Genomic DNA, 12,689 nt, shown 5'->3' on the forward strand with positions numbered 1-12,689 from the left:
GACGACAACGATATGAAGAGGGCCCCGATCGGGGCCCTCTTCATATCGTCAGGCCCGCATCAACAATGGCCTGCTTTTACTCCGCCCCGCTGGCCTGGAATCCGACCGGCGTTGACATCCTTGCGCCGCGCCTCGGCCCAGCGCGTGGCGTAGCGCCAGACCGCAACGTACGGTCCCTCAAAGCCGTCGCGCAGCAGCAGATCGTGGATCCGCGTCATCCGCAGCCGATCGCGACGCGGGCGCGCCTCGTTCTCGGCTAGCAGCGTATCGAGCCGCTCCTAGAACGGTCCGATCCGCGACAGCGGCTGCACCGCCGATGATAGTCGAACGAACCTTCCGGTGCCCGGATCGCCTTGCGCACCACCTTGCGCGACAATCGAAGGTCCCGCGCGATCGCCTCCATCGGCTTGCCGCCGGCGTACTCACGCCGAACCCGAACCACAGTCTCCACCACCAACGTCCCCATCTCGCCGCCTGCGAATACCCAGGCTGCTGTCTAAACCATCGAAATGAGGGGTCCCTTTTGGACGCCGATCACCCCGCTAAGGGGGTCATTTTTGCACGCCGATCCACACAAGTGAGGTCGGCGTCGCTTACTATGGCGTGCTATCGGCCGAAATCAGACAGCGGCCCGACTTATCTGAAGCATTCTGGCGATTGGGGCCGGGGCGCACGCGCAAAAACCTGAGAGCACTTCGTACAACGGCAGCAGAGCGCGGAGAGATCATCGCTGCCGATCCGAAACGGGCTGCCGACCTTTTGTTCGGCATGTGGCAGGGATCCAGCAATCTAGAGCCGACGGTCGCAGGTGGGGCCGAACGCGTGCGTGCCAGCATCCACGACCGGGTGACACAAGGGACCGACATGTTTCTCGCTTTTCACAAAGCGTAACGAGTGTTGGGTATCAATAACCGGCCAGTTTTAACACAGCGTAGCTTAAAAAATTGCATGAATCATCAAAATCGATTTGGGTGACTATATTACAACATTGGAGAGTTCATCCGGCCAGCTAATGGGTGGCAGCGCTTCGACGGCCGGCCGCGCAAAAAGGTATCCCTGACAGAGCCGTATACCAAGACTGCGGAGTGTATCGAGTTCGCTTTTGGTTTCGATACCTTCGGCCAACGGCATAATATCCAATGCGCTCGTAAGTCCGACGATGGCGGCAACGATGGCACGCTTCGTGGCAGAGGTATCTATGCCATGTATCAGCGCCATGTCGATCTTGATGACATCGGGGTTCAGTTCCGCGAGCAAGCCAAGACCAGCATAGCCGGCGCCAAAGTCATCGATCGCGGTTGTGAACCCCCGTTCCCGATACGCTTCGATAATTCGTCGAACGTGCGCGCTGTCGCGCATTCGTTCGTTTTCGGTAAACTCGAACATAAGCCTGTCTTCGGCGAATCTCGCCTTTCGTGCCGCCGCAAGCGTTGCGCGTATGCAGGCATTCGGTTCATAGACCGCGTTGGGCATGAAATTGATCGACAGGCGCGTTCGCTCATCTGCCGGGAATAGTCTTCCCGCGAGTCCGACGGCCTTGACGCGGCATGCCTGGTCGAAGCCGTAGACGTCGTCGTCCCTTACTTGGTTCAGGACGGTAGCCGCCCCCTCGCCATTCATGCCGCGCACCAGCGCTTCATACGCCCAGACCCGATCATCGACGATATCGACGATCGGCTGAAACGCCATGGTGAAGTCAAAGCCAAGATTCGATCCATTCCGGCATCCCTGACATTCTGCGCGGACGGTCGGCGGGCTATCGGGCAGTAACGGCTCGCCTCCACCGAAATCGATAGGCTGCATGAAACTCATCAACAATCCAATGCTTTGCCGAGTGGACCTCGGGGAAGACTAACACCCACATTATAGGCAACCGGGCGCGCCGGTGCGGGAAGTCGCGTGACGGCATAGGCCGAAACAGTCGCCACGATCGTTTCGGCCGGTACGCCGTTGCGCGGCACCAGGAATGCTTTCAAACGACCGTTGCTCCTAAGCCGCACCGCTGCTTCGGCGACGCTGTCATGCTCACACAATAGTCTAGCAACAGCGTCGGGTGACACGTTCACGCCGCCGACTTGAACTGCCTGCTCATGACGGCCATCGAGGCGGAACCGATCACCGAAGCGGGTAATACGGTCAGGTAACGACACAACAGCGCCATCGGCCGGGATGATCCGGTCAGTACCCGCTCGATCCTGGTCGAAACGCCAGCGCCGCAAAAGCATATAGTCTCGGCTCGGCGCTTCGCGAAACGCAATCCCGCCGGTTTCAGATGCGCCATAGACATCGATCAGCCGGATGAGGCCTTTGGCCATCAGAACTTCCGCATCGGCGTCCTCCATCGGGGCGCCCGCGCTGATTCCGATGATATCGCCGGGGAATCGATCGCGACGCGACAGGGCTCGCCACTGATGCGGGACCGCAACGATCAGGTCGCCGGCTCGCAGGTCAATATGCTTGGCCAGTGACGCCCGGAATACGGGAGCGCCCAGCATCTCCGGAACAAGCGCCGTCCAGATCAAACCATAGATATGCTGGGGCGGCAAGAAAGCGACGACCCTGTATCGGTGGCCCACCAGGCTGGCAAAGTCGCGGGCTTCCTCCATCAGATCGGCGATCGCGTGACGGTGTAACTTGGCGGCGTCCGTCGTATCGGAACTTTGAACGGTCAGGCTGGGCGCGTAGTCGCGCCACGACCGGATGATGCAATCCGCCAGCAATGCGATGGTAGGCGGCATCTCGACCGGATCACCATCAGTCCCAAACATCCCGATTTCTCCGAACATTTCCTCGATAGCGCCTTTGACACCCATTTGTTCGAGCGAATCAATACTTAGACCCGCCTCATCAAGTGTTGCCTGCTGCGCCGCATCGGATTCGGGGAACCGAAACGGTACGCCACCCAAACCGCGTTGGCGCACGACCTCAGCTTCGATCACCCCCATGAGGATTGCCGTTAGCGCTCCGCGTCCGGGGAGCCCGGCGTTCATGCAGCCAGCCATTCCGCGCAGGTTACCTGTACCGTGTTCCGCCCGGCATGCTTGGCCGCATACAAGGCTCGGTCAGCCGTGGAAACAAGGTCCTGCCCGGCCGCTGCGAGCGCACACCCCAGGCTAGCGGTGATGGAGAGTTTACCGGTTGAGGTCGTCACGGACATATCGGCCACGACTAAGCGCAACCGTTCGGCGATGCTGACGGCTTTGTCGATCTCCGTGTCCGGCAACAGAACGGCGAACTCCTCGCCACCAAGGCGGGCTAATAGATCAGACGGTCGTAGCTCGGCGGAGACAGTTCGTACAAAATGGATCAACACCTGATCGCCAACCGGGTGTCCGTACCGATCGTTGACGCGCTTAAAGTGGTCGAGATCGATCATAATTAAAGAGAGCGGCTCGCCGTGCTCGACAGAGGCGCGCTGCGCGCGATCGAGCTGCTGCTGAAAGTGAGATCGGTTGGCGGCACCCGTAAGGTGATCCTGCGTAAGCAACCGGCGAAGGTCGTCGGCGCCGTGGTCCTGCCGGGCCACGTCCCGGAGCACGACGGTGTAACCATCCTTCAAGTTTCCGTCGGCGGAACTACGAGCCGCCAGCAGGCGCTGACACCAATAGCGAGTACCATCGCTGCGTGAATGCCAGCTCTCGTCGAGATACCAACCATCGCGCGAGGCACGACGCAGTTGCTCGCGCGCGCCGAGCGGTCCGCCCCCGGGAGGAAGAGGAAGGCTGTGCGCCAATCGTTGCCCGATCAGGATTTCTCGCGAATAGCCCGTCTGCTGCTCCCACGAAGCATTGACGGAAACGACCACGCCCTCGGCGGTGATCGATAGCACCGCATAATCGTTGACGTCGTTGAGGAGCGACGCGAACCACGTCTCAGCTTGTTTTAGACGACGTTCCTGGGCGACCTGCACAGTGACATCGCTGACCGTGGCGATGGCGCGGTTCATGTCCAATTTCACCAGCGTGCAGGCCAACACCTTGGGATCGACATCGTCGCATCGACCAAGATCCACAGCGACCCTGTGGCCATCGCATATTGTCCCGCGGTCGGCGGTAAAGTCGTCGAACATGTTCCGCAGCTCGGGAGCGCAGCCTTCGAGCATCGAAAACAGATTCCCGGCATCGCGCATACCGACGAGCGGAAGCAAGTGCTTCATCGCGTGGGGATTGATCATAGTGATATCGCCGGACGCATCTATCTCGACCAGACCAACGGGGGCCGCATATAAAAACTCGAGCAATTTTTGCTCTTCACCCATCGGCTCTGACATTTCGCTCAACGCTCGATTAAGATGAAACGTAGGCGCGCGTGTTCGCTCGACAACAGGCGGAGCCTGACGCGCGTCGGCCTCATGCGCAGTGTCAACACGAACGGTACGATCGCATCAAGCTCGGGCTCATCCTCGAACCGCTGTGCCACCATGAAATTGTTCATGCATTGCGCTACCGCATCAAAGAAACTGACCCCGAGAACGGTGCTTGGATCGAGGCCGGCGATGCGGGCCTCGGCGGTGTTGTAAACCTTCGTAATGCCGGCTTTATTTAGCCCCACGACACCGAAGGGAAGGCCATCACGCAGGCCATCCGGCATGTCATGGAGATCGGTTAAACTGATTGTTTCGAACGTCGCGTTATTCATTGTCGTGACCAGCGCTCCAGAAATCTTGTTTCTACTAGCACCCGACCATTAACCAATCGTCTGCCAAGCCCTAAGAAAAATGGCTTCAAGGGAAGAAACTATGGACAAGCTCACCCTTTCGGGATGGCGCAGCTTCAAATGTGTCAAAATCGGTCGTGGCTGCTGCTGAACGGCGGGCTGTATCGCAGCCGCGATGCGGGAGAGACCTGGGCCCATACGACCGGAACCATCGCGATCGATGGCTTTGGCCTCGGCAAGCCCCTTCCCGGCGCGGCCTTCCCGGCGCTGCACGCGCTCGGTCGAAACGCCGGACAGGCCGGCGTGTGGCGCTCGGTCGATGGCGGCGCGCTCTGGATCCGGATCAACGATGCCGGCCACCAATGGGGCTTACGCTTTCGCGCCATCACCGGCGACCCGCGCCGTTTCGGACGCGTGTATGTCGCAACTGACGGACGTGGGATCGTCTATGGCGACCCGCGAGGCGTGTGACCGCGATAGAGCCGGGTCCCTGCTAACCGGCTCTGTCAGACCAACGAGGCGTTCGCTACCGTGGCTCCGCCAACGTCGGCGCGAAGGCATCACTCCTAAATCCACGAACCGCATATTTTGATGGGGAGCGGAGCGACGGGTGCTGTCAGTGTAACGCGAACCGATCTCACCACGATGCAGGTCGGGCATCTCTGCCAGCGTTGCGCCCTCCTCACGCTGCAGCAGCGCAATTATTAAGGCCGCCTTGGCACCCGCCGAATTTACCAACCGCCCCAGCCAAGGGCATATGGACACCGAAGCTAAGGTATTAGCGGCTTGAAAATGGGGAGCACGTCATGCCGCAGCTAACATTTATATGGCTGCGTGACTCACAACCCAACGCCTCCTGCAGACCCAGCGCGATTCTGTATAGCTGGTGGTTGAGCCGCATTCGTTAACCGACATTAGGCGCGATGTGATTAAGCTAAGTGATACTCTCGATACGGGCTAATTATGTTTGACAAGTCCTCAAGCCGTACGAGTTCGCCAATTCGAAAAACTGAACCGCGCCGGGTCTACCAGAGGCGTTGGGTTGTGAATCACGCAGCCATATCGATATTGTCCGCGGCAGCATAATATTGATCTTCGGCTTCGGCAGGCGGGATGTTCCCGATGGGCTCCAGCAGCCGGCGATGGGTTGCTCGTTTGCCCGGCGCCAGTTCCAGGGCATCAGCTTATCCCAACGCGATGCGGGCCAGCCGCCGGCGATCTTCGCAATGACGTCGGCAATGCTGCAATGCCTGATGCACCAGCACCGCCAGTCCGTCGAACCCCTTGCGCATATCGGTCGCGCCGCATGCCAGGAATATCCGTGTCAAAGGGGGAAGCAGGAACATCGCGCCAGCACGCTGATCACCCGCGACAGCGCGTCGGCATCGACCGACGCATCGACAGTCAGCCGCACGCCGGACGGCAGCTCGATCCTTATCCGGCCGCGGCCAAACTGTCCGACGACAGGTGCAGGCAAGGCCGCTGCCGGCTCGGCGATCTGGACCTCACCGAAGCTGGGCTGGGACGGCACAGTCAGCCCGGTCAACGCGCCCGACATCGCCTGCCGGCGCCAGGTATAGATCGCGCCGCTGCCGCCCTCGTGGCGCTCGATCGCCGCGCGAACCGAACCCCACGGGCCCGAATGCATCGCGCAGGATCGCCAGCTTCTGCTCCACGGTCCAGCGCCGCCGACCTGAAACGCGCCCGACGATCTGGATCCGACCGCTCATACGACCACTCGTATGACTGCTCGCTCGTTCGCCCCCTGGCGCTATTATCTCGTCTACCATCGATGCTCCGCTCAAAGAGCGGCAATCAGCCCGTCGGCCAAGCATCCCGCAAGGCAGCCTTCAGGCCTCGCTTACTACGTACAACGTGTCCGTACTCGACACTTAACATCAAGATCCTAGCGCAGGTTTAGTAAATTTCCCGCAGCCAATCTTTTTGCGTAATTAAATCGATCAGATGTCTCAATCCACGATGGGCTTCCCAATCGGCATATATAATGTAACTGCTAAAGTACGAAGTCTGCCAATAGTACAGTTCGACATCAAGCCGCTACGGGCATGCGCTGAGCTATCATTTCGGCTGCGACCTCCGACATAGCAGCTAGTTGATCGGTAACTCGCGATGAGACGGAGCGAACGATTGTATCAATAACGCACAACGCTGCGACTGCTACGCCACTGCTGTTGACGATGGGCGAGCCAGCATAAGTGCGAATGCCTGGAGCGCCAGTAACCAATGGGTTTTTTGAAAATCGCTTGTCGGCAACAGCATTTGACACGATGAAAATCCCAGTTTGGGAAATCGTATAATTACAGAACGCCTGCTCCCGTGGCATACTTAATAATTCAATGCCAAACGATGATTTCACCTACTGTGTATCTCGGTCGATTACTGTTAATAAGCAAACCGGAAAGCCCGTAAGCTTAGCAACGTGTTTTGTGATAATATCGAATTCACGCTGTCGTTCAGTATTTGCTAAACGAGATGCTTGAACAAAATCAATCCGCTCCTTTTCATATATATGAACGGGGAACGCGCGAGTAGCTTCATCTTCAGTTATGGCAACAGCGTTATGTCGCGAATTTGATGGGTTTTTCGTGCTCGCCGTATGCCGGGAACGGTTGGCGATCGATTGCGCCGCAGCATTTACTTTTTTGAAAAATGCATCTTGATTAAAAGTCAGGTCGCTTTTTGCAATACACGCCGCCGCGCCTGCCTGAATAAGCTTCGAGGTCAGCAAAATATTCGAAAGAGCGCGATCTGAAACAATGATTTTACACGTGCTTGTCATATCACTAAGTAGCTCAAGAAGCGCTCCGCCGTCCAAATACGGCATGCATAAATCAATTGTGACAATATCAGGTGTTAAGCGACGCACCATTTCAACGGCTGATTTTGCGTCGTTTGCAAACCCCACGACGTTAAATTCTGGCCGAGAGCTAAATGCTACACTGAGCATTGCTTGGATAGTTCGCGAGTCATCAACGATGACGACACTTCGCTGTTTTGACGATGGTCTCATCGCTTCTCCCCTACACGCTCCCGAAGCAGCGATCGGTGAGCAAAGACTCTTCTATTTCAAAAAGGTTTCACTTTCGTTAGTCGGCAGGGTGTTGGTTTATGCGCGCGGCCCCGCTGGGGTCCGCAGACCTAGGTCGTGTTGACATAGTGGATTCCCAAACGGCGTAATCTCTGATGCAAAGCTGTCTTTTGGAGGCAGCATTGGGTCGGGGCGATGTATCGGACGAGGAGTGGGCTATCATCGGCGTGCTGCTTCCCTCGGAGCCGGGCCGTAAGGCGCGGCCTTCGCACGACAATCGTCGGTTCTTGAACGGCATGTTGCATGTGTTGCGGGTGGGCTGTCCGTGGCGCGACATGCACGAGCGCTACGGCAAGTGGAACTCGGTCTACGTCCGCTTCCGGCGCTGGGCCGAGCAGGGCGTCTGGGACGCGATGCTCACAACGCTCGTCGATCTCGGGCTGACCGACGATTGGCACCACATGAGCGACAGTACCATTGTCCGCGGCCACTCTCAGGCAGCGGGCGCGAAAGGGGGACCTCCAAGGAGGGCTTTGGTCGTAGCCGCGGCGGCCTTACAAGCAAAATCCACGCCCGCTGTGACGGTCAGGGACGCCCTCTTGGCTTCGTCCTGACCGGCGGCGAGGTTTCGGACTACCGCGCGGTTCCCGCATTGCTTGATATGCCTGTTCCCAAGCCGAGAGCGCTACTTGCCGACAAGGGCTATGACGGCGACGCTGTGCGCGAAGACCTGCTGTGGCGCGGAATCTTGCCGGTCATCACACCCAAAGCAAACCGCCGAGAACCGGCAGCCTGTGACTTCCGACGCTACCGGGATCGCAACCAGGTCGAACGCCTGTTCAATCGCCTCAAGCAATCCCGCCGCATCGCCACGCGATACGATAAAACCGCATCGTCCTTCCTGGGATTCCTATCGCTCGCCGCCGGCAAGCTCTGCCTAAATGACTATGTCAACAGAGCCTAGCCATCGTTGAATGCCACTGGTCGTCGGCGCAGGCAAATGTATCGGGTATGCGCTGTCGCTCTCCATACCGAGCCACGTAACCTTCGCCCATTCGGTCTGCCTTGGCTTGAGCTTCCCCTTGCGAGGCGTAAAGACCAGCGAAATGCCAAGGGGTGTCACGCACTGCGCCCCAGCCAATGAGGGACTTGCCTTCCACTATAGGCATCGAACATCTCCTACACGCCCTATATGGGGACGCCGTTGCGTGAGGGTTAGAGGGTTTTGGGCTTCGAGCTGGAGGGCAGGCAGTTGGGGAGGACCTCAAGACCGTTGAGTCGGGTCGTCGGCCGAAAGACGACGGTCAAAGCGTCTTTCCTAGCGAAGCGTTACCGTATCCGCGAAGGGCATGGTCGCCACGGTCACGCCAGTTTCATCGGTGATTTCGATGGACCAACAAAGGGGCAACCTTCCACTTTTGGCTTCCTCGCCAATAATCTCGCGGGCTATCCTCGTGGCGCGAAAACATGCGGTTTCAAGGTTCGGTAGCTCCACCCCTTCTTCATCGGTGAATATCTCACCATCGCAAGCGAGGTTTAAACGGTACAACATATGACTGGTATAGCAGCTGGCTGAGCCGCGTTCGTTAACCGACATTAATCGCGATGTGATTAATCTAAATGATACTTTCGATACGGGCTAATTATTTTTGACAAGCCCTCAAGCCGTACGAGTTCGCCAATTCGAAAACCGAAGCTTGATTATGGTCAATGTTGCGTCCATCAGAGCGAAGGTGATTGAGCCGCGCGCCGGGGGTGCGCTGGCTCTCACCAATCTAAACTTTCCCTCCGTCAGCGGGGGGTAGACGGAGGGAAAGCCACTCGTGCCGCGTCAGTGGGCGACTCGCCACCAGTCATTGACTACCATATTTTCGATTTAGCATCGGTTACTTTGTAAGTTGGCTAGTGAACAGTCATCGCGTCCCGGAACGGAATTTCGGCAACGATCTCGCCAAAATTCGTCCTCCATCTCGATCGACCATGTTAGCGGGAGTCTGCCGTTCCTAGCTTCCTCACCCATGATATCCTGCGCGATCTTCGTTGCGTGGAAGCAAGCCGCTTCTAGGTCGGGAAGGTCCATGCCCTGTGCGTCGGGGAACATCTCACCGTCGCATCGGAGGTGGAGGCGATACAGCATCCTGTTTGCTTACCTTAAGGTAACCCACGCCGCTAACAAGCCAAAAATCTTACATGCCCGAACCTGGCTGCCACCTCGCTCCTAGCGTGGCGCGAGTGCCACTCATGGACCGAGTGGGGGCACGCATGGCGTGCCGATAGGCGACCCATCACGTCGCGTTTAATATCACCGTGTCCGTAAAAATTATCGCGTGACGCCGACGAGGCGTTCGGAACAGCAGCAATCGACGCAAATGACGCTAAGCACTTTTCGGATTATTCCGTTCCGCCGCGAGGACTTTGACCCGTTCGGCACGTATCGCCATCTCGTCCCATCGCTCTGCCGATTGCAGTGCCCGGATACGGAGATTAGGCAGCGTAGCAGCCTCTGCATTCGCACGTTCGGCGTCAGCACGCTTTCTGTACTGATTAGGATCGTCGTTCATTGAAGGATCGTATTCCTTTGCGGCACGATTGACCAGTACGGCGGGCAAAATGCGCGGGCTTCGGTCACCCCATCGCCTGCAATCAGTTTAAGGTTGGCTTACACGAGTAGCACACCTAAACCATTTTCTGTTTTATTCCGATCAAAAAGGTGTAGCTCGCCGCAGATGACTAGCGCAAAATTACTTATCCATGTCGGTGACATCGTAGGCGCATACGTGGCCTCGAACGTGGTTGCGGCGAAAGAGGTGCCGCACCTGATCAACGCCGTCTATAAAAGCTTAGCAGGGCTTCAGGGCACGACTGCGACGGTCGGGGCCATTGAGGTATCCACGCCCGCCATGACGATCCGGGCAAGCGTCAAGCCGGACTCGGTTGGCTGCCTCGAATGCGGAAAGCGCTTCAAATCGATAAAGAAGCATCTTGCGATGCATGACCTAACCCCTGACCAGTATCGTGCAAAGTGGTCGCTTCCCGCTTCCTATTCGATGGTGTCGGCTGAATACAGCGCGAAACGTTCGGGCCTCGCCAAGGCGAACGGCTTGGGTCGGCAGAGGGCGCAGAGCTAGGCCGTGCCACCGTGTTATTACGGTCAGGATCGATAAGTACGTGCAGCTCGCTCACGGCTTCGGCGCGACGTGCAAGCCTGATTAGTAAATTGGGTTTAGGCATATTTCAGCATATTTACGGATGTGCCCGGTGAGGTGACTGTGGATCGGCGTCGAAAGCGAGACCCCGGTCGGAGCGGAGCAACTACCTGTAATCCTTTAAGAGTATGGGTATCAAGGGGTCCCAATCCGCGCCGATTGGACCCCTGGTTATGTAAGGCTTCGACGCCGATTCAATAGCTTGGCGAGGAACTACCGGGGTCCCGTTTTCGGCGCCAATCCACACCCAAGGGGACCGATCTCTCCCTCCATAGCCAGGCCAAACTCAGCGCCATCGCCCGCCAACTCAACGAGCGCCCCAGAAAGGCCTTGATGTATCGGACGCCCTCTGAAATATTTGCAGAGCGTGTTGCGGCGACCCGTTGAACCCACCGTCGATTTCAGCCGATCCGCTTTCTCGCCCGATATCGGTCGATCGGCTTCCGGGCGACGTACGCGCTGGGTTGCGGCCCGAACGGCGATACATGGTGGTGAGCAGTCGTTCGGCCTTTACGGAGCGAGATAGGGATTTGGCCTAACCAGCTCGGCTTTTCGTGATATAGTAAGACATCGCCACCGATCATGCCGCGAGCAGGATGGCAACCGAGGGCAAAGACCGGCTCCCGCTTGCACGTGGAGTATCAACATGGCCGAATCTGAAGATATGGCATTCCTTGTGGTGCGCGAACGACAATCCCGCTAGTTGGCAGAAGTGCCAGGGGATATTGCTGCGCAGCTTGCGCACCTAGGCATGGCGGACCGCTATGCCGCCCGCATATCCGTTCTAAAATCGCAAGCCGTTTAGGTCACATCCGTATAGAGGCCCCTCGGCAGACGGGTCGAACATCTCGCAAGCTGGCGTGTACAGTATTTCCGATGTGGTTTGGACGCGTGCCTTCTGCCCGCGTTTCCACCAGATAGCCGCCGCTCCGCTTCCGCGTCGGATCGCAATGCGCCGGACGGACGGATGGCAAAAGCTGGTGATTTATTGGCGATAATCGCGTCTGATCTGTTCAAGAACTGCGCGTAAGCCGTCGTCAACTTGATCGGTCGCGGCAAGGGCGCGCCAATCAGCAGCCAAGGCAGCATATCGTACTCGATTTTCACGCGGGACGGCAACGGCGGCCATAGCGTCCATCGCAATAGCCTTGGCCTGACATTGAAGATGATCGCGTAAGGGCAAATGTGTCACGAGCGTGCTCCAGCCCTTGGTTCAGTTAGCCATGAGCGCCTTTTCGCGACTGTCTGCAAGTGGTCGCTTGCGGAAGGGCCGCTCTAGGGTCAGGACCCATAAATGGGATTCCCTTGGCCGCGCGAATGTGATTCAGGCTCGGCAACAGCAGGATCCTGAATTTGAGCGAGTTCTGGTTGAGCGGAGGCCAGTTCGAGCGGCTTTGTCCGTTGCTGCCGAACAAGGTCCGCGGCGTCGCGCGGGTCGATGACCGGCAGGTGCTCAGCGGCATCATCCATGTGGTGAAGTCGAGTGGCCGGTGGGTACATGCCCCCGCCTGCTACGGTCCGAGAAAGACGCTCTACAATCGGTTTGTGCGGTGGGCGGCAAAAGGCATCTGCCAGGAGGGCTCTGTCAGACCAACGAGGCGTTCGCTACCGTGGCCCAATGAGTCGCAAATCGAGGGCCATGCCCCCCCCAGCCCGTTCCGCCGCTTCAACTCGTCACCCGAGGTGATCCGCCTGGTCGTGATGATGTATGTCCGGTTCCCGCTGTCGCTTCGAAACGTCGAGGATCTGCTGTTCGAGCGTGGCATCGACATCTGTCA

Annotated in this window: 13 protein-coding genes and 4 pseudogenes; 6 read left to right on the plus strand and 11 right to left on the minus strand. The window is 58.0% G+C overall.

Annotated elements, in window-relative coordinates:
• Positions 1-116: 116 nt before the first annotated feature.
• Positions 117-466 (minus strand): annotated as a pseudogene (locus ACP7C5_RS18900) (IS21 family transposase); the annotation flags it as partial.
• A 101-nt stretch (positions 467-567) separates the two neighbouring features.
• On the opposite strand from ACP7C5_RS18900, the gene ACP7C5_RS18905 reads away from it, so the two are divergent.
• A complete protein-coding gene (locus ACP7C5_RS18905; RefSeq protein ID WP_426265484.1) occupies positions 568-891 on the plus strand; it encodes a TetR/AcrR family transcriptional regulator C-terminal domain-containing protein in 324 nt (107 codons plus the stop codon).
• 84 nt (positions 892-975) lie between these two features.
• Here the strand turns inward: ACP7C5_RS18905 and ACP7C5_RS18910 are convergent, their stop codons facing one another.
• From ACP7C5_RS18910 to ACP7C5_RS18925, 4 genes are read right to left on the minus strand one after another with little or no spacing between them, the layout of a single operon-like run.
• Positions 976-1,812 (minus strand): EAL domain-containing protein, encoded by an 837-nt coding sequence (locus ACP7C5_RS18910; protein WP_426265472.1) that lies wholly within the window; start codon positions 1,810-1,812, stop codon positions 976-978.
• Entirely contained in the window at positions 1,812-2,945 is a 1,134-nt protein-coding gene (locus ACP7C5_RS18915; RefSeq protein ID WP_426265473.1) for an AMP-binding protein, read from the minus strand. Before ACP7C5_RS18915 ends, ACP7C5_RS18910 begins: the two co-directional genes overlap by 1 nt.
• 41 nt (positions 2,946-2,986) lie before the next feature.
• Positions 2,987-4,270 carry a diguanylate cyclase gene (locus ACP7C5_RS18920; protein ID WP_426265474.1) on the minus strand — a complete coding sequence of 428 codons (1,284 nt, stop codon included), beginning with the start codon at positions 4,268-4,270 and terminating at the stop codon, positions 2,987-2,989.
• Between the two features lie 5 nt (positions 4,271-4,275).
• Positions 4,276-4,638 carry a phosphonate transporter gene (locus tag ACP7C5_RS18925; protein ID WP_426265475.1) on the minus strand — a complete coding sequence of 121 codons (363 nt, stop codon included), beginning with the start codon at positions 4,636-4,638 and terminating at the stop codon, positions 4,276-4,278.
• Positions 4,639-4,776: 138 nt separating this feature from the next.
• On the opposite strand from ACP7C5_RS18925, the gene ACP7C5_RS18930 reads away from it, so the two are divergent.
• Entirely contained in the window at positions 4,777-5,127 is a 351-nt protein-coding gene (locus ACP7C5_RS18930) for a hypothetical protein (RefSeq protein WP_426265476.1), read from the plus strand.
• Positions 5,128-5,897: 770 nt separating this feature from the next.
• Here ACP7C5_RS18930 and tnpB read toward each other — a convergent pair.
• From tnpB to ACP7C5_RS18950, 4 genes and pseudogenes are all read right to left on the minus strand, one after another.
• Positions 5,898-6,002: pseudogene (tnpB, locus tag ACP7C5_RS18935) on the minus strand (IS66 family insertion sequence element accessory protein TnpB); the annotation flags it as partial.
• Positions 5,981-6,304: an IS66 family insertion sequence element accessory protein TnpB gene (locus ACP7C5_RS18940; protein ID WP_426265477.1), complete on the minus strand. Its 324-nt coding sequence runs from the start codon at positions 6,302-6,304 to the stop codon at positions 5,981-5,983. The pseudogene tnpB and the gene ACP7C5_RS18940, both read right to left, overlap by 22 nt.
• Before the next feature lie 402 nt (positions 6,305-6,706).
• Positions 6,707-7,033 (minus strand): GAF domain-containing protein, encoded by a 327-nt coding sequence (locus ACP7C5_RS18945; protein WP_426265478.1) that lies wholly within the window; start codon positions 7,031-7,033, stop codon positions 6,707-6,709.
• A complete protein-coding gene (locus ACP7C5_RS18950; RefSeq protein ID WP_426265479.1) occupies positions 7,034-7,687 on the minus strand; it encodes a response regulator in 654 nt (217 codons plus the stop codon).
• 173 nt (positions 7,688-7,860) lie between these two features.
• Between ACP7C5_RS18950 and ACP7C5_RS18955 the strand changes: the two are divergent.
• Positions 7,861-8,669, plus strand: a pseudogene (locus ACP7C5_RS18955) (IS5 family transposase).
• Between the two features lie 354 nt (positions 8,670-9,023).
• Here ACP7C5_RS18955 and ACP7C5_RS18960 read toward each other — a convergent pair.
• Complete coding sequence (locus ACP7C5_RS18960; RefSeq protein ID WP_426265480.1) at positions 9,024-9,302, minus strand: DUF6894 family protein; 279 nt, start codon at positions 9,300-9,302, stop codon at positions 9,024-9,026.
• A 279-nt stretch (positions 9,303-9,581) separates the two neighbouring features.
• Positions 9,582-9,842 (minus strand): DUF6894 family protein, encoded by a 261-nt coding sequence (locus ACP7C5_RS18965; protein WP_426265481.1) that lies wholly within the window; start codon positions 9,840-9,842, stop codon positions 9,582-9,584.
• A gap of 589 nt (positions 9,843-10,431) precedes the next feature.
• Here ACP7C5_RS18965 and ACP7C5_RS18970 point away from each other — a divergent pair.
• The 3 genes and pseudogenes from ACP7C5_RS18970 to ACP7C5_RS18980 all read left to right on the plus strand — a co-directional run.
• Positions 10,432-10,833: a MucR family transcriptional regulator gene (locus ACP7C5_RS18970; RefSeq protein ID WP_426265482.1), complete on the plus strand. Its 402-nt coding sequence runs from the start codon at positions 10,432-10,434 to the stop codon at positions 10,831-10,833.
• A 312-nt stretch (positions 10,834-11,145) separates the two neighbouring features.
• Positions 11,146-11,298, plus strand: a pseudogene (locus ACP7C5_RS18975) (IS30 family transposase); the annotation flags it as partial.
• Between the two features lie 966 nt (positions 11,299-12,264).
• On the plus strand, positions 12,265-12,689 hold a 425-nt coding region (locus ACP7C5_RS18980), incomplete at its 3' end, for a transposase (protein WP_426265483.1).

This window comes from Sphingomonas sp. PWP1-2, from assembly GCF_049898305.1.
In the GTDB taxonomy this organism is placed as follows: Bacteria; Pseudomonadota; Alphaproteobacteria; order Sphingomonadales; family Sphingomonadaceae; genus Sphingomonas; species Sphingomonas glacialis.